Here is a 16197-nt window from a genome sequence, read left to right as displayed (position 1 = left end):
TGTCATTGCATCCTTCGTCAGGCCGATTCGCCGTCGTCCCGCTTGCGGTGGACGTCGGGCCGCCCGCCGGTGACCACATCGGCCCGCCCTTCTTCCTTGGCCTTCTCCGCCCGCTTCTTGCGCATCTCCTTGGGATCGGCGATGAGCGGGCGGTAGATCTCGATGCGATCCCCGTCCTGCACCGGCTCGCTCCCCTTGACCGGACGGCTGTAGATGCCGAACTTGTTGACCGCCAGATCGATCTCCGGGTGCTTTTGCACTATGCCGGACGCCTCGATGGCCGCCAGCACGCTGGTACCCGGGGCGACGCGCAAGCTGAGCACGGTTTGCCGCTCGGGCAAGGCATAGGCCACTTCGATACTGAGCAGTTCAGACACCGTACACCACCTTGGCACGATTGGAGAAGGCGAGCACCATGGAGCTCACCAGTTCACGGAAGATCTGGCCGAACGCCAGTTCGATCAGCTTGGAGGTGAACTCGAAGTCGAGGTCGAACTCCACCTTGCAGGCATCCTCGTCGAGGGGGGTGAAGGTCCACCAGCCCGCCAGCTTGCTGAAAGGGCCCTCCACCAGCTCCATCTTGATGGCGCGGTTGGCATCGAGCCGGTTGCGCGTGGTAAAGGTCTTGGCAATCCCCGCCTTGGCCACGTCGACCGACGCCATCATGTAGTCCTCCCCCGACTCGTGAACGCGACTGCCGACGCAGCCGGGCAGAAACTCGGGATAAGCGTGAACATCATTGACCAGCCGGAACATCTGTTCCGCGCTGAACATCACCAGGGCACTGCGAGTAATACGGGGCATGGGTTTTCCTCATCCAATCGCCGCGATTTTATCACCATGTTTCGGCTTGTGGAGGTAAAACCTCGGTCAAACTGCTCACAAAGCCGCCACTCGAGCCGCTGCGCGTTTTACAGCCGTCCCCGCCTACGTATAATACGAACCTCCCAGTCATTGCCGGAAATCGCCCGTCATGAGCAAGAAAAACAGTAAAAACAAAGCCGGGTCCAACACCATTGCACTCAACAGAACCGCGCGCCACGAGTACTTCATCGAAGAGAAGATCGAAGCGGGCCTGTCCCTGCAAGGGTGGGAAGTCAAATCCCTGCGGGCGGGCAAGGCCAACATCAGCGAAGCCTACGTCATCTTCCGCGATGGCGAAGCCTATCTGTTCGGATCCAGCTTCCTGCCGCTGCAGGCAGCCTCCAGCCACGTGGTGTGCGACCCGACCCGCACCCGCAAACTGCTGCTGAGCCGCCGCGAGCTCGACAAGCTCGAGAGCCTGATCGCCCGCCAGGGCTACACTGTGGTGCCGCTCGCCCTCTACTGGAAGCAGTGCTGGGTCAAGGTCGAGATCGGCCTGGTGAAGGGCAAGAAAGAACACGACAAGCGCGAGGACACCAAGGCCCGCGAATGGGATAGGGAGAAGGCCCGCATCATGAAGAACAAGCACCGCGGCTGATGCGCCAGACGCCCAATAAAACAGCAATCGACTGGCCCAGGCCGGTCGATTGCCATCAACGCCTTGCCATGGCAGGTTTTTTGCGTACAATCCCTCTTAACAACTTGGGGCTGATTCTGGATTCGACAAGATTCACGAAACCCAAGGTGCATGCCGAGGTGCGGTAGGCCTCGTTAATAAACCGCAAAAAAATAGTCGCAAACGACGAAAACTACGCACTCGCAGCTTAATAACCTGCGCTGAGCCCTTCTCCCCTAGCTTGCCTGTGTCCTAGGGAAATGGAAGGTCATCCTTCACAGGATCGTGTGGAAGTCCTGCTCGGGGCGGAAGCATTAAAACCAATCGAGCTAGTCAATGCGTGGCGTGTCTCTCCGCAGCGGGTTGGCGAATGTAAAGAGTGACTAAGCATGTAGTGCCAAGGATGTAGTAATTTTGGACGGGGGTTCAAATCCCCCCAGCTCCACCAAACGTTTGGAAAGGGCCACCTCGCAAGAGGTGGCCCTTTTTTCTGCCTGTAGTCGGAAACAGGGCCTGTCAGTCGCCGAAGACATGGCGCTACCATGGGGCGCGGGCTGCGGGGAGATGGCGTTGCCTGTCGGGTTCCCTCATGCCGAACCTGACTCCAGAATGAGCCTGCGCCAGGGCCCCGTGATGTCGCAGTGACCGGTCTCGTCCGTGTTCTGCCAGCCCAGGCGGTGGTAGAAGGCCATCGCCGTGGTGTTGCGGGTGGCCACCTTGAGGGAGGCCGGTGACGGGTATCCGGCCAACCCTGCCGCCAGCAAGGCACGCCCCATGCCCTGCCCGTGCCAGTCGGCCACCACGTAGAGGTGATGCACGAAGCTGTCTTCGCCCCAGATGGAGACGAATCCGCAAGGGTTGCCCCCCTTCTCCGCCACCCAGATCCGCTCACCCCGGGTCTGCTCGGCAAAATCCTCCAGCCGGAACAGGGAGGGATCGACCCAGTGAAAAGCCTGACGCCTCCCCTTGAGAAACAGCTGTGCCAGCTGGGATTCGTCGGCATCTCTCATCATTCTGATCATGGTGCCATCCTTGAATTAGGTTCTCACGGTTTCCCACTCTCGATGGATCCTGCCGTGCTGTCAAATCGGCAATCTGGACCCTCTTGAATACATGACGGTGTGACACAGGGCTGCCTATTTTATCGCCCGACGGGCTATACTGCCGAGGTCCCGTCCATGACTGGTTTGAGGTTCACTGATTTATGGATAACAAGCAAATAGAAGGCAGTATTCTGGTACCCGCCCACATTGACGATGTCTGGCGCGCCTGGACCACGGAGAGCGGGCTGCGCAGTTTCCTGGCGCCGGAATGCCTCATGGTGCCGGAACCCAACGGACCTTTCGAAATCTATTTCAGACCCGATGCCCCGCTGGGAGAGCGCGGCAGCGAGGGATGCAGGGTGATGGCGGTCATGCCCCATGACCTGCTCAGCTTCAGCTGGAATTTCCCGCCCCAGTTTCCCCATATCCGCCAGCAGAAGACCCAGGTCAGCCTGCGCTTCGTGCCGGAAGGTCAGGGCACCCGGCTCCACTTCCTGCAGACCGGCTGGGCCAATGACCCGGATTGGGATCAGGGTTATGCCTACTTCCGGGAGGAGTGGCTGGAGCTCAGCCTGCCGAGGCTGCAGTACCGCTTCACCCATGGCCCCATCGACTGGAGCAATCCACCGGGCAAGCAGCAGCTGAAATCCTTGGCTCAGTGACGTCCATTCAAGCGATGGGCATGGCACAAAAAAGGACCCGTTCAGGGTCCTTTTTCGTGGATGGGCAGGCGGTCACGCCACCGGCTCCTCATCGAACAGGGGGTGGTAGAGCACTTCGCCCCGCATGCCGTCTAGCCCGCCGGGCTGCAGCTCCATCGCCATGAAGCACTCCGAGGGCACCTCGTAGATGCAGTGCAGGCCGAAGTCACTGGCGGGCCGAAAGCCGAAACGGCCGTAGTAGGCGGGATCGCCGAGCACCACCACCGCCTTCCAGTCCATCTCCAGGGCGGTATCCAGCCCCTCCCGCACCAGGTCCGAGCCGATGCCTTGCCCCTGCCAGTCGGGATGCACGGCCACGGGAGCCAGTCCGAGCCAGGGTCCTTCCTGCCCGTCAATGGTGATCGGGCTCAGCATCAGGTGCCCCATGAACTCGTACTCTTCCTCTTCGACCATGGTGACCACGGCAGCCCCACACTCGCGCAGGCGGTTGACCAGTTCGGCCTCGTCGGGACGGCCAAAGGCGGCGCTCACCAGCTCATAGACTGGCAGCATGTCGCCGGGACGCTCGGTTCTCAACATACAGGGTTACTCCTCGTACAGCAGGGCGGCCATTATTCCACAGAAGTGGCACCCGGCTTGAGTGCCTTTGTCTGAAAATGGGAGGACGGACTCAGGAAAAGGGGCGAGGATGCGTCCTGGCCGCCGACAGGGAGGGCTCCCTGTCCAGTCGCCAGTGATCGAGTGCCAGGGGCTGGCGAGCCGAGTCGGGCCACCGCCCGCAGTGGCGCATGCCGAGCTTGGCCATCACCCGGGCGGAGGCGAGGTTGCCCGGCAGGTGGCGGGCGGTCAGGGCAGCCAGGTGGAGCCGATCGAACGCAAACGCCCTGATCAGCAACCCGGCGCGCGTGGCCAGCCCCCGGTTCTGCCAGGGCACGCCCACCCACCAGGCCAGCTCCCCGTGCCAGTGCAGGGAGATGGTACCGACCAGGGGAGCGGGCTCGTCTTCGCGCCCCTGCGGCAAGGTCAGGGCCCAGGTTCGCCCCATCCCGAGGGCCGCCTTGCGCCCGCTCAGGGCGAGCCAGTCCCTGGCCGCCCCGTCGGGATAAGGATTGGGAATGTTGAGGATGTAGCGGGCGAGCGCCGCGTCCGAGCAATAGTGCTGGATGGCGCTCTCATCGGCAGGCGCGAGGGGGCGCAGCACCAATGCGTCCTGCCAGCCGGTGTCGCGCAGCACCGGCGTGGTCAGGCGCCGGGCGAGCAGCGCTTGCAGCACGCTAGCCAGATCCTCATCGGCGCCGAGGGTCTGGTCAGCCCCCCTGGGTCCCAGGGTGATCAGGCCGCTCTCCTTCGCCAGGGTCAGCAGGGCGCCGGAGGCAGCGATCAGGATCTGCCGGCTCGGCTCCCCAGTCATGAGGGGGGCGGCATCCGCCTCGAGCCAGGCGGCGAGCAGGTCCCGGGCACGGAGAATGCCATTTGGCGGGCAGGCCGCCCAGGGTGCCATCTCCCTCGCCTCCCCCTTGCCGAGCAGCAGCCACCAGCGGTTCCCCTGCCGCTGCCAGGCCTGCAACACGCCTTGCCAGTGGGGCTGCCAGAGCCTCCCCTCTATCAACAGATCCATGCCCCCTCCTGCGACAACAGGATGCTGACACGGGAAGAAACCGTGACCATTACCGAGCGACGCCCACGGATCCGGCGCTCAACCGCGCTCATCAATACACAACCGCCCTTGCAGGGAGAGCCTGGCAAGGTTCATCAGGGGGCCAGGCGCTCGATGTGCCAGCCGTCCCCCTCTCGGGTGTAGTAGAAGCGATCGTGCAGGCGATGCTCACCACCCTGCCAGAACTCGACGGTATCGATGCGCACTCGGAAACCGCCCCAGAAGCTCGGCAGCGGCACCTCGCCCTTGGCAAATTTCTGCTTGAGTTCGAGGAACTTGGCCTCCAGCACGCCACGGGCCGAGATGCGGGTCGACTGCTGGGAGACCCAGGCCGCGATCTGGCTGTCCTTGGGGCGGCTGTGGAAATACTTCATCACCTCGAAGGTGCTCATCTTCTCAACCCGGCCGGTGACGTGCACCTGGCGGTCCAGGGTGTGCCAGGGGAAGAGCAGGCTGATGCGGGGATTGTCCTCCAACTGGCGCGCCTTGCGGCTGCCCATGTTGGTGTAGAACACCATGCCCTCGGCATCGTAGTGCTTGAGCAGCACGGTGCGCTGCCAGGGCTGGCCGTCTGCGTCCACTGTGCCCACCACCATGGCGGTGGGGTCGGTCAGCTTGGCCTCGCACGCCTGGGCCAGCCACTTCTCGAACAGGGCGAGGGGCTCGGCCGGCAGATCGGCCCGGTGCAGTCCGCCCCGGGTGTATTCACGACGCAGATCAGCCACATCCATCATCTTGATTTTCCTTCTCTCTTTCTTTGCCGCCCGTGCGGCTATGGGTGCAGGCATTGTGCGACGAGCACGCCATGGGTACAAGCCTCGGAGCGGCCAAATGGCCGTGCAAAAAAAGAAAGGGAGGCTCATGCCTCCCTGTTTCTGCCAACTGGCTGCCGCCTGCCTATGGCTTGCCGTCAACCGGCGGGCAATGGGCCAGCATGCGCTGGTTGTATTGCGCCGCATAGGCGCTCAGCCTGGCGTGGGCCTCCTTCTGCTCCGGCTTGATGACATCGCCGAAGCCGTCGAGGTAGCGCACACCGCAGCGCGCCTTGGCCGAGACCTGCTGCTCCGCCGCGATGCCGGGCGCCACCTCGCCGCGCCCGGCCCGCACGATCAACCGGTAGTCCTGCCTGGCGAGGCTGTCGTCGATGGCCTGTGCCAGGGTATCGGCATCGGCCTGACAACCGCCGAGCAGGGCGAGCAGCAGCGTGCCGAGCAGCCTCATGCCCGCCTCCGTCGCCAGCCCAGCAGGGCCAGCGCCAGGGTCCAGATGCCGAGGGCACCGCCGCCACCACCGCCGCCTTCCACGCGCTGGGTCACCGACAGCTTGAGGGGGCTGATGGCGAAGAAGAGGTTGTTGCTGCAGGCCACCTTCAATCTGGCGGTACCGTCCTTGCCCGCCGGAATGGCGACGCTCGCCGATCCCGAGTTGGGCTGGCCGCCGGCGAGCAGGGTCCAGTTCACCCCCTCGTCCCGGGTCATGTAGAGATCCACCTTGCTGCAGTTGATGGGCGCCACATTGGTGCCGGCCACTTCCCAGCCGATGGTCTGCGTCTGGCCGGCCGCCAGCGGGGTCACCAGCGGGCTGGTCAGGGCAAAGGCCTTGCCGGTGTCGACCACCTGCACCTTCATGTCGTCACTGCTGACCCCCCCCTTGCCATCCCGTGCCGTGAGGCGGAAGTTGAGATCCCGGTTGGTGGTGGGCCAGGCCTCTCCCTTCGCCAGGGTGTTGGTGAGCAGGGAAGGCAAGCTTGGCAGGATACGTTCCGGCACGCTGGTCGGCGCCACGAAGGGGAACAGCGGGCGACTGCCGTCGTCCACCATGCTGGCGACGCTGAAGGACTCGGTGCCGAGATCGATCTGCTCCCAGGTGTAACTCAGGGCGTCATTGTCCAGATCGGTGCCTGCCCCCTTGAGCACGAAGGGGGTGTTGGCCGGGATCACATAGTCGCTGCCCGCCGCCACCTGGGGCGCGTTGTTGACGAGCGTCTGGCTGGTACCACAACTGGGTACGGTGGCCATGTGGGCCCGCATCTGCTCGATGGACTTGCTGTGGAAATAGGGCAGGCTGTTGGCCTGCAGGTTCTCCTCCCCGCAGATCCCCGCATAGGCCATGATGGAGCTGCCGCTGCCGGGCTCCCAGGCCTGGCTGGGCTCCCGGTTGCCACCGCCGCAACTGCCTGTGGTGCCGTTGAAGGTGTGCTCGGCGCCGAACTGGTGACCGATCTCGTGGGCCACGTAGTCGATGAAGAAGGCATCTCCCACCGGGTTGGGGGAGCCCGTCATCCCCGCCGATTTCTCGCCGGTACAGAGCACGCCCAGGCCCGCCAGGCCGCCGCCCCCGGTGTTGACCACGTGGCCGATGTCGAAGGCGCCCAGCCCCAGGGTCTGCGCCACGGCCTGCACCTGCATGTTGACGTCGACGTCGTTCAGGCCAGAGCCGGAGGGATCATCCCCGTTGAAGAAGGGATCCGTGGCCGCGTCGGTGAAGATGATGGTGTCGTTGCCGCTGGCCAGCTGGAACTCGGCCGCCACGTCGCGCTGGTACACCTCGTTGACCCGGTTGAGCAGTGTGGTGATGGCGCCAAGACCGGCCTCGACGGTACCGCCGTGATACTGGGTGTACTCCCCCGCCGCCGAGATGGCGATGACATAGCGCTTGCGCTCGTTGCCATCCACCAGCACCTGGCGGGCCAGCTTTTTGGCCTCGCCACCGATAACCTTGTCAGCTTCCTCTTCCAGCCGGCTGTGGGCATCCTGCTGGTAATAGACCGCGTAGCCCTCGCCATTGCGAAGAGGGTCGACGAACACCATCTTGCCCTGGTGGCTGAACATGGCGTGGAAGCCCTGGGGGCCGAGATCGACGCGCCCGGTCTCGACCGGGTTCGCTTCGTCGTGTCCCTTGAAGGTCCGGATCCCGGGGTACTTGGCGGCGAGGTCCGCCGGCAGCAGATCATAGGGTTGCAGGCTGAAGGTCACCTCCTGGCCGTCCGGCAGAGGCAGGGTCAGCTGGCGCTTGCCTGCCTTCAGCTCGGCCAGATAGTCGGTGGACACGGTCACGATGCGGTACTGGTTGGCCCGCACCTCATAGCCATCGGCGGCGGTGGCCCGTGCCGCCACCGTATTCCACTCCCTGGCGGCCAGGCCGTTGGAGGTCATCAGACCGGCCACCAGCAACGCCAGCGGAGAATATTTCATCAACTGCATCTTTTTATTCCTTTTTAAATGCGTTCGCCTGAACTGCCACGGCATCATTTGCCTGCTGGTCCGATTAGTCCAGCACCATCCTCTGTACATTCCCCGAATGGGGAAGGTTGCACCAATGCAGACTAGCCCCTATCATGGCGCGGATTTGTCCGTTTCAGAACCCCTCTCCGACGGGGCCGGTTCACCCTTTCTTTGGCCAAGGTTAATCTCATGCTCAAGTCCCCACTGTTGCCCCGTTTCGGGGATCTGGTCGTTGCCATCGTTGACGATGTGCTGGGTCAGGGTCTCACCCTCGACCGCGCTTATGCCCGTCACTTCTCCGGCATCGAACTCAAGCCGCAAGAACAGGCAAGGATTGCCCTGGTCACCGGCGACCTACTGCGTCGCCTCAGCCTCTACTGCTTCCTCACCGGCATTCAGGTCCGTCAGGCCGAGAAGAACGTCTGGCCGCTGCTGCACAGCTGGCACGCCTTCCACAAGATAGACCAGCCCAACCATCCGACCCTGGATCGCTTCAACGAAGAGGCGTTCCGTCGCCGCTTGACCGAGGCCAAGAAGAACCCGGTGCTGATGGATGGCTGCCCCGCCTGGCTGGAAAAACTCGGCAGCGAGCAGCTGGGTGAGGCCTGGCCTGCCGAACGCGCCGCCCTGGCCTGGATGCCCAAGCGTTACCTGCGGGTCAACACCCTCAAGTGCACCCGGGACGAGCTGCAAGCCATGCTGGCCAAGGAGCATGTCACCACAGTGCCCGTCGACGGAGTGGATACCGCCCTGCAAGTGACCTCGGACGCCGCCCTGTTCCGCACCCAGGCCTTCGCCGACGGCTGCTTCGAGCAGCAGGACGCCGGCTCCCAGCTGGTGGCCGCGGCCCTGGACGTGGCGCCCGGCATGCGCGTCATCGACGCCTGCGCCGGTGCCGGCGGCAAGACCCTGCACCTGGCCGCCATGATGCAGGGCAAGGGCCGCCTGCTGGCCATGGACGTGGAAGAGTGGAAACTGGAGAACCTCAAGCAGCGTGCCCGCCGTGCCGGTGCCCACAACGTGGAGACCCGGGTCATCACCAGCAGCAAGACCGTCAAGCGCCTCAAGGAGAGCGCGGATCGCGTGCTGCTGGACGTGCCCTGCTCTGGCCTGGGCGTGCTCAAGCGCAACCCGGATGCCAAGTGGCGCGACACCGCCGAGCGTCTGCCGGTGCTGGTCGCCCTGCAAGAAGAAATTCTGCAACGTTACAGCCAGATGGTGAAGGTGGGCGGCCTGCTGGTCTACGCGACCTGTTCCATCCTGCCCGAGGAGAACCGCCAGCAGGTGGACAAGTTCCTCGCCGCCAACGCGCACTTCCGTCTGCTGGAGGATCACACCGTGAGTCCGGCCGCCACCGGCTTCGACGGTTTCTATATGGCGCGCATCGAACGCATCGCCTGAGAACCGCTCACGATCTGACTGCGAGGCCGTGATCAAGGCTCATGTGCTGCTCGGAATCCTCATGTGTATTTACACACTCCGGTTCCTCCGCTGCTCTTCACCTTGCTGAGAGCCTCTCGTGACAAATCGTGAACAGGTTCTGGCTGTCGACACGATGAATAAAAAAGGGGAGCCAATGGCTCCCCTTTTTGCATGGTACGGATGGGGCCTTATTCGGCGGCGGCGGCATCATCCTTGTGCTTGGCGGCGACTTCCTTGATCAGGGTCTGCAGCTCGCCGGCCTGGAACATCTCGATCATGATGTCGCAGCCGCCGACCAGCTCGCCCTCGACCCACAGCTGCGGGAAGGTGGGCCAGTTGGCGAATTTCGGCAGCTCGGCGCGGATGTCCGGGTTTTGCAAAATGTCGACGTAGGCGAAGGGCTCGCCGCAGGACATCAGGGCCTGGGAGGCCTGGGCAGAGAAACCGCAGCTGGGTAGCTTGGGGGATCCCTTCATGTACAGGATGATGGGATTCTCAGCCAGCTGCTGTTTGATCTTTTCGATAGTTTCCATAAATGCCTCACTGGAGCGATTTCGGCGGCCATTCTACTGCAATCCGGGCAGACCACAAACTGGCAAACCGTTCAGAACGAAAGAAGTCATGCGTCAATACGCCGCAGCTTGATCCGGATCATGGCGAGAATCAAGAGTTGTTCGCCCATCTTTGATGCTGCTACAATCGACGGGCTTTGGGCCGCCAGGCCCCATCACTTCAAGAACAATTCTTTTCGAGACAGAAAAGAGTACGCAATGTCTTGCAACCGTCGCCTTCGCACGGTCCAGCCAATGGAGAGTAGAAAATGGCATTCGAACTTCCCGCTCTGCCCTATGCAATCAACGCTCTGGAACCGCACATCTCCCAGGAGACCCTGGAATACCACCATGGCAAGCACCACAACACCTACGTGGTCAACCTGAACAACCTGGTGCCGGGTACCGAGTTTGAAGGCAAGTCTCTGGAAGAGATCATCAAGACCTCCACTGGCGGCATCTTCAACAACGCCGCCCAGATCTGGAACCACACCTTCTACTGGCACTGCCTCTCCCCGAACGGCGGTGGCGAACCCACTGGCGCCCTGGCCGATGCCATCACCAAGGCCTTCGGCTCCTTCGCCGAATTCAAGGATGCGTTCACCAAGTCTGCCATCGGCAACTTCGGCTCCAGCTGGACCTGGCTGGTGAAGAAGGCTGACGGCTCCCTGGCCATCGTCAACACCTCCAACGCCGGCTGCCCCCTGACCGAAGCCGGGACCACCCCGCTGCTGACCGTCGACCTGTGGGAGCACGCCTACTACATCGATTTCCGCAACCTGCGTCCGAAGTACATGGAAACCTTCTGGGCCCTGGTCAACTGGGAATTCGTGGCCAAGAACCTGGCTGCCTGATAAGCCTTTCTTGCCAAAACGCCCCGCACTTGCGGGGCGTTTTTTATGGTCGAACACCAGCCATCGACAACAAAGGCGCCCGCGGGCGCCTTGTCAAACTTGACCACGCTTACTGGTCAATCTCGTCCATGTAGTCGTCGAGGCTGCCATCATCCGCCGCCTCTGGCTTCTGCTGCTGAAGCTCGGGCTTGCGCCCCGTCACCTTGCCATCGTTGTACTGCAGGTAGAAGTCCTTGGTCAGCGCATAGGGATCCAGGGCGTTGTCGATGATCCGCTCCTGATCGATGAGCTTGGCGCGGGTGCCCAGGCCGTCCAGCGCCCAATGTACGAACTTCATGGGGAAGGTCAGCAGGGCATAGGGGAAGTAGAGGGTATCGATGGTATCCCCCACCAGCTCCCGGGTGGTGGTCGGGCCGTAGACGGGCACCATGATGTAGGCGCCATCCCCGATGTCGGCCTTGCCGAGCACCGTATCCATCTCCAGCATGTTGCGCTCGAGACCCGCATGCCTGGCCACATCGAAGATGCCCAGCAGGCCCACCGTGGTGTTGAGAGTGAAGCGGCCCAGGTTGGTCCCCGCCCCCTTCAAGTCTCCCACCAGCAGGTGGTTGACCATGCTGCTCGGCTCGTCGAAGTTATCCACGAAGTTCGCGATGCCGTCCTGCACCCCCTGCGGGACATAGCGGGCATAACCGTGTACCACGGGGCGGGCCACATAGGGCTCCAGCACGTCGTAGTTGACGGCCCACATGGCCCGGTTCGCCCCCTGGAAGGGGTCACGGGGGTCGCTGGCCGTGCTGGTCGCCTCGGGGCGGCTGGGGGTCTCGTTGAGATCCAGGCTCTCTGGGCCCGGCTTGGGAGGGCCACCCGCACAGCCCCCAAGCAGCAATGCCACTGCCAATGCTCCTGAACGCAGATACATATGAAAGTCCTAAGCTTTTTTATTGGGTATTGGTATGGATTATACAGGTGACCCGCCCCTCCAGGGGCGGGCCAAAGATGTATTAGAGGGCGTGATCGATGCGGATGTCAATCGGCGCTGTGGGAATGGTACTGGTCGGCACGGTGACGGAGACCCCTTCGAAGGCCCCCTCCTTGTTCATGACGTTGCCGCCCCGGGAGAGGCGCGCCTTGAACTGCAGCTCGGCGTGGGCCGCCAGCTTGCTCCCCTCCATCATGGCGTCCCCGTCCCCCAGGGACAGGGTGAGGGGCAACTGCGGCGCCGGGATGCGCTTGACCGCGATGGGCATGGGCGGGCCATTGGGGATCACCGCAAACACGAACAGATGGGCATCCTCCGGCAGCTGGATGCCGGGGGCCAGGGTGATATGCAGGGGGAACTCCCCCTCCTTCACCGCCATTTCCTGCGCCTGGGCTGCAGCCTGGTTCGTTTGCGTGACGGGGGCCGCGCTCACGGCCGCCCCGCGCTGGCGCAGTTGCTGCTGGGCATACTCGATGGAGCGCTCCACCATGACCTGGCGGGTCGACCCTTTCTCCAGCAGCGGCAGCATGGCCTGCCAGCGATCGAGGGCGGTCTGGAAATCCTCTTTTTGCAGCGCCATGAAGGCGTGGACGGAGCGCGCCTCGATATTGGCGGGATCCTCGGTGATGACGGCCTGCAGCAACTGGTCCGCCCTGGCCTCCTCCCCCGTCATCATCAGGGCCTGGGCATAGGGCACCGCCACCAGCGCCTTCTGGGGCGCCAGGGCATAGGCCCGCTCCAGCGCCTCGCGGGCCATCTCGGGGTCATTGCCATCCAGGGTCAGACGCCCCAGCAACAGCCAGCCGCGATAGTCATTCGGTTCCTCTTTCAGCCGGGTGCGCAGCCCCAGGGTGAAGTCCAGCAGATCCTGCTCGGTCACCTGGGCGTCTCGCTCCACCAGGATGCGGTTGCTGAGCTCTCCCAGCCGGCTGCTGGCATCCTGCCAGCGGCTCACCTCCTGCCAGGCGCCGAGCTTGGCGTAGAGGCCGACGCTCACCGCCGCCAGCACCAGCACACCGGGGATCCAGATCAGGCTCTTGCCGCCACGGGCGGTCTGCTCCACGTCGGGGATGTCGTCCAGCAGGCTGCGCTGCAGCTCCACCAGGGACTCCGACTCCTCGGCCAGCACCCCCTGTTCACGCTCCTCGCCAATCTCCAGCAGGCGCTGGCGATAGAGCTGCTTGTTGAGGGCCGAGCGGCTGATGCTCTGGCGTCCCTCGCCGCGCCAGAGCGGCACGATCAGCGCCAGGCTCGCCAGCACCAGCAGGGCGGCGCCCAGTATCCAGAATGGGGTCATGGTTTCTCTTCCTCTTTGAGCAGGGCGGAGAGCCTTGCCTGCTCTTCTGCGCTCAGGGCGCCTTCAGGCTGTTGCAGGGTAGCGGGGACGTGGCGGCGGCTTCGCACCACCAGGGTGACGACGCCGATGACGATGACCAGCAGGGGGCCAAGCCAGAGGATCAGGGTCGAGGCCATCAGGGGGGGATCATAGAGGATGAAGTTGCCGTAGCGGGCCACCATGTAGCCCACCACTTCCTGCTTCTCCTTGCCCTCGCGCACCATCTGGTAGGTCTTGTCCCGCAAGTCCTTGGCGAGTCCGGCGTTAGAGTCCGCGATGTCCTGGTTCTGGCACTTGGGGCAGCGCAGCTCGCGGGTCAGCTCGCGAAAGGTCTGCTCCTGGGCATCGCTGTCGAAGGTGTAGACATCGATGGCGGCGCTGGCCTGGCCGGCGCAGACGAGACCGGCCAGCAGCAACAGGGATGCAATCAGTGTTTTCATCGGGGAGGCCTCACTTCATGGCATCGAAGATGGGTTTGAGGGTACTGGCCCAGACTTCCGGGTTCACGTCCCCCACGTGGCGATAGCGGATGATGCCCTGGCTGTCGATGAAGAAGGTCTCGGGCGCACCATAAACACCGAGATCCAGCCCCAGCATGCCGTCCGGGTCATAGAGGTTGACCTGGTACGGATTGCCGAGCTCCGCCAGCCACTTGATGGCCTTGTCCCGCTCGTCCTTGTAGTTCATGCCGACGATGTAGATCCCCTGCCCCGCCAGCTCCTTGAGGTAGGTGTGCTCCCCGTAGCAGGTCGGGCACCAGGTGGCCCAGACGTTGAGCAGCATGGGGCGTCCCTTGAGGATGCTCCTGTCGTGTTGCTTGCCGAGATCGTAGATGTCCTGCAGGGTGAACACGGGCACCTCCTTGTCCACCATCACGGACTCGAGCTTGGTGGGATCGGAGTAGAGCCCCTTGAACAGGAACAGGGCCCCCAGCAGGAAGATGATGAAGGGCAGCAGATAGAGCCAGGTCTTCTTATTCATGCCTTGACCTCCTCGTCACGACGGCCGAACCGGTAGCGCTTGTCCAGCATGGCCAGCACGCCGCCGATGGCCATGAAGACGCCGCCAAACCAGATCCAGCGCACGAAGGGTTTGTAGTAGATCCGCACCGCCCAGGCGCCGTTGTCGAGCTGCTCGCCGAGCGCCGCATAGAGATCCCGGGTAAAGCCCGCATCGATGGCCGCCTCGGTCATCGGCATGCGGCTCACGGTGTACATCCGCTTCTCGGGCTTGAGCAGGGCCACCTGCCTGCCGTCCCGGTGCACCTCCAGCACACCCTTGAAGCCGTCGTAGTTGGGACCGTTCTTCTCCTTGATGCCGGTGAAGACGAACTCGTAATCGGCGAACTGGACGCGATCCCCGGCCTGCATCCGCAGGTCCTTCTCGATGCTGTAGTTCTGGGTGCAGGCGATGCCGATGATGCTGACCGCGAGCCCCACGTGGCCCAGGATCATGGCCCAGTGGCTGTTGCCCAGCCTGCGCACGCCGGTGGCGAAACCGTGCTTGTGGGTGGCGCGCACCCAGGTCTCCTGCACGCTGGTGACGATGATCCAGACGCCCAGACCGATGCCGAGTGCAGCCCAGGGCTTGAAGTCTTCCGCGAAGGCGAGGGGCAGCAGGAAGGCGGCGGCCAGGCTCAGCACCAGGGCGACCACCACCTTGAGCCTGAGCTCCCCCAGTTCCTGGCGGCGCCAGCGGAACAGGGGGCCCACCCCCAGCAGCAGGGCGAACGGGATGATGAGCCAGCTGTAGATGTGGTTGAAGAAGGGGGTGCCGATGGAGATGCTGCCCAGTCCCAGCTCCTTGTGCACCAGGGGCAGCAGGGTGCCGAGCAGCACGGTGAGCAGGCCCGCCACCAGCAGGATGTTGTTGCCAAGGAGCAGGGTCTCGCGACTCCACAGCTCGTGCTTGCCGTGGCTCTTCACCTGGGAGCCCTTGAAGGCGAACAGCAGCAAGGATGAGCCTATCACCGCCAGCAGGAAGCCCAGGATGAAGAGGCCCCGGGTCGGGTCCGAGGCGAACGCATGGACGGACACCAGCACGCCGGAGCGCACCAGGAAGGTGCCGAGCAGGCTCAGGGAGAAGGCGGAGAGTGCCAGCAGCACTGTCCAGGCCTTGAAGGTGGCGCGCTTCTCGCTCACCGCCAGCGAGTGCAGCAAGGCCGTGCCCGCCAGCCAGGGCATGAAGGAGGCGTTTTCCACCGGATCCCAGAACCACCAGCCGCCCCAGCCGAGCTCGTAATAGGCCCACCAGGAGCCGAGCACTATGCCGAGCGTCAGGAAGACCCAGGCCGCCATGGTCCAGGGGCGGGACCAGCGCGCCCAGGTGGCGTCGAGGCGCCCCGTCATCAGGGAGGCGATGGCGAAGGCGAAGGCCACCGAGAAGCCCACATAGCCCATGTAGAGCATGGGGGGGTGGAAGATGAGGCCGGGATCCTGCAGCAGGGGGTTGAGGTCACGCCCGTCCACCGGGAAGTACGGCAGGGTGCGGGTGAAGGGATCCGAGGTGAACAGCACGAAGGCGGTGAAGCCCACCGAGATGAGGCCGAGCACCCCCAGCACCCGTGCCACCGCATCCAGCGGCAGCCGGCGGCTGAAGAGGGCGACGGCCGCGGTCCAGCCCCCCAGGGTCAGTACCCAGAGCAGCAGGGACCCCTCGTGGGCCCCCCACACCGCCGAGATGCGATAGGCCAGCGGCAGCAGGCTGTTGGAGTTGGTGGCCACGTACTGCACGGTAAAGTCGTTGTCGATAAAGGCCCAGGTGAGGCAGAGGAACGACAGCAGCAGCAGCAGGAACTGGCTGTAGGCGAGCGGTCGGGCCGCCGACATCATGCCGAGTCGGCCGAGATGGGCCCCGATCAAGGGGTAGCTCCCCAGCAGCAGGGCGGTGGCAAAGGCCAGGATCAGGGCGAAGTGACCGAGTTCAGGGATCATGACTGGCTTCCTTTCAATCGAGCCGCGGCATGAACCGGTGCACGGGAGAGAGA

Annotated in this window: 18 protein-coding genes and 1 other RNA gene; 5 read left to right on the top strand and 14 right to left on the bottom strand. The window is 63.7% G+C overall.

Translation table 11 applies throughout. The annotated features are described in order from the left end of the window. Nucleotides 1-17: 17 nt before the first annotated feature. A complete protein-coding gene (locus tag BN1132_RS08820; protein WP_042076892.1) occupies nt 18-377 on the bottom strand; it encodes an RnfH family protein in 360 nt (119 codons plus the stop codon). Beyond that, nucleotides 370-804, bottom strand: coding sequence for an SRPBCC family protein (locus BN1132_RS08815; protein WP_042076890.1), 435 nt, complete (start codon nt 802-804; stop codon nt 370-372). Before BN1132_RS08815 ends, BN1132_RS08820 begins: the two co-directional genes overlap by 8 nt. A 169-nt stretch (nt 805-973) precedes the next feature. Between BN1132_RS08815 and smpB the strand changes: the two genes are divergently transcribed. Together smpB and ssrA are read left to right on the top strand one after the other, a co-directional pair. Further along, nucleotides 974-1462 carry an SsrA-binding protein SmpB gene (smpB, locus tag BN1132_RS08810; protein ID WP_042076889.1) on the top strand — a complete coding sequence of 163 codons (489 nt, stop codon included), beginning with the start codon at nt 974-976 and terminating at the stop codon, nt 1460-1462. A gap of 106 nt (nt 1463-1568) precedes the next feature. After that, nucleotides 1569-1928: a transfer-messenger RNA gene (ssrA, locus tag BN1132_RS19540) on the top strand. Nucleotides 1929-2067: 139 nt separating this feature from the next. On the opposite strand, the gene BN1132_RS08805 is transcribed toward ssrA, so the two are convergent. Then, nucleotides 2068-2502 (bottom strand): GNAT family N-acetyltransferase, encoded by a 435-nt coding sequence (locus tag BN1132_RS08805; protein ID WP_042076888.1) that lies wholly within the window; start codon nt 2500-2502, stop codon nt 2068-2070. Between the two features lie 182 nt (nt 2503-2684). Between BN1132_RS08805 and BN1132_RS08800 the strand changes: the two genes are divergently transcribed. After that, nucleotides 2685-3185, top strand: a complete 501-nt coding sequence (locus BN1132_RS08800; protein ID WP_042076887.1) for an SRPBCC family protein — start codon at nt 2685-2687, stop codon at nt 3183-3185. Between the two features lie 72 nt (nt 3186-3257). On the opposite strand, the gene BN1132_RS08795 is transcribed toward BN1132_RS08800, so the two are convergent. The 5 genes from BN1132_RS08795 to BN1132_RS08775 form a co-directional block, all read right to left on the bottom strand. Next, complete coding sequence (locus tag BN1132_RS08795) at nt 3258-3764, bottom strand: GNAT family N-acetyltransferase (protein WP_042076886.1); 507 nt, start codon at nt 3762-3764, stop codon at nt 3258-3260. Between the two features lie 91 nt (nt 3765-3855). Next, nucleotides 3856-4803: a GNAT family N-acetyltransferase gene (locus BN1132_RS08790; RefSeq protein WP_042076885.1), complete on the bottom strand. Its 948-nt coding sequence runs from the start codon at nt 4801-4803 to the stop codon at nt 3856-3858. Between the two features lie 134 nt (nt 4804-4937). Further along, nucleotides 4938-5576, bottom strand: coding sequence for a pyridoxamine 5'-phosphate oxidase (gene pdxH / locus BN1132_RS08785; RefSeq protein ID WP_042076883.1), 639 nt, complete (start codon nt 5574-5576; stop codon nt 4938-4940). Between the two features lie 163 nt (nt 5577-5739). Continuing rightward, nucleotides 5740-6063 (bottom strand): hypothetical protein, encoded by a 324-nt coding sequence (locus BN1132_RS08780; protein WP_042076881.1) that lies wholly within the window; start codon nt 6061-6063, stop codon nt 5740-5742. Further along, complete coding sequence (locus BN1132_RS08775) at nt 6060-8045, bottom strand: reprolysin-like metallopeptidase (RefSeq protein WP_042076880.1); 1986 nt, start codon at nt 8043-8045, stop codon at nt 6060-6062. Before BN1132_RS08775 ends, BN1132_RS08780 begins: the two co-directional genes overlap by 4 nt. 210 nt (nt 8046-8255) lie before the next feature. Between BN1132_RS08775 and BN1132_RS08770 the strand changes: the two genes are divergently transcribed. Continuing rightward, the gene (locus tag BN1132_RS08770; protein WP_042076878.1) at nt 8256-9467 is read left to right on the top strand and encodes an RsmB/NOP family class I SAM-dependent RNA methyltransferase; all 1212 of its coding nucleotides are present in this window, start codon (nt 8256-8258) and stop codon (nt 9465-9467) included. A gap of 209 nt (nt 9468-9676) precedes the next feature. On the opposite strand, the gene BN1132_RS08765 is transcribed toward BN1132_RS08770, so the two are convergent. After that, nucleotides 9677-10021 (bottom strand): Grx4 family monothiol glutaredoxin, encoded by a 345-nt coding sequence (locus BN1132_RS08765; RefSeq protein WP_042076876.1) that lies wholly within the window; start codon nt 10019-10021, stop codon nt 9677-9679. Between the two features lie 287 nt (nt 10022-10308). Between BN1132_RS08765 and sodB the strand changes: the two genes are divergently transcribed. Then, a complete protein-coding gene (gene sodB / locus BN1132_RS08760; protein WP_005298860.1) occupies nt 10309-10893 on the top strand; it encodes a superoxide dismutase [Fe] in 585 nt (194 codons plus the stop codon). Between the two features lie 109 nt (nt 10894-11002). Here sodB and BN1132_RS08755 read toward each other — a convergent pair whose 3' ends face one another. The 5 genes from BN1132_RS08755 to BN1132_RS08735 all read right to left on the bottom strand — a co-directional run bounded on the left by BN1132_RS08755 (nt 11003) and on the right by BN1132_RS08735 (nt 16144). Further along, on the bottom strand, nt 11003-11815 hold the full coding sequence (locus BN1132_RS08755; protein ID WP_042076874.1) for an MlaA family lipoprotein: 813 nt from the start codon (nt 11813-11815) through the stop codon (nt 11003-11005). An 82-nt stretch (nt 11816-11897) separates the two neighbouring features. After that, nucleotides 11898-13172 carry a c-type cytochrome biogenesis protein CcmI gene (gene ccmI, locus BN1132_RS08750; protein WP_042076871.1) on the bottom strand — a complete coding sequence of 425 codons (1275 nt, stop codon included), beginning with the start codon at nt 13170-13172 and terminating at the stop codon, nt 11898-11900. After that, nucleotides 13169-13651, bottom strand: a complete 483-nt coding sequence (locus tag BN1132_RS08745) for a cytochrome c-type biogenesis protein (protein WP_042076869.1) — start codon at nt 13649-13651, stop codon at nt 13169-13171. The genes ccmI and BN1132_RS08745 overlap by 4 nt, the downstream gene beginning before the upstream one ends. A gap of 10 nt (nt 13652-13661) precedes the next feature. After that, nucleotides 13662-14192 carry a DsbE family thiol:disulfide interchange protein gene (locus BN1132_RS08740; RefSeq protein WP_042076868.1) on the bottom strand — a complete coding sequence of 177 codons (531 nt, stop codon included), beginning with the start codon at nt 14190-14192 and terminating at the stop codon, nt 13662-13664. Beyond that, on the bottom strand, nt 14189-16144 hold the full coding sequence (locus tag BN1132_RS08735; RefSeq protein ID WP_042076866.1) for a heme lyase CcmF/NrfE family subunit: 1956 nt from the start codon (nt 16142-16144) through the stop codon (nt 14189-14191). The genes BN1132_RS08740 and BN1132_RS08735 overlap by 4 nt, the downstream gene beginning before the upstream one ends. Between the last annotated feature and the right edge of the window lie 53 nt (nt 16145-16197).

Source organism: Aeromonas sanarellii (assembly GCF_000820085.1).
Lineage (GTDB): Bacteria > Pseudomonadota > Gammaproteobacteria > Enterobacterales > Aeromonadaceae > Aeromonas > Aeromonas sanarellii.
This window is presented reverse-complemented; position numbering and strand designations above follow the sequence as displayed.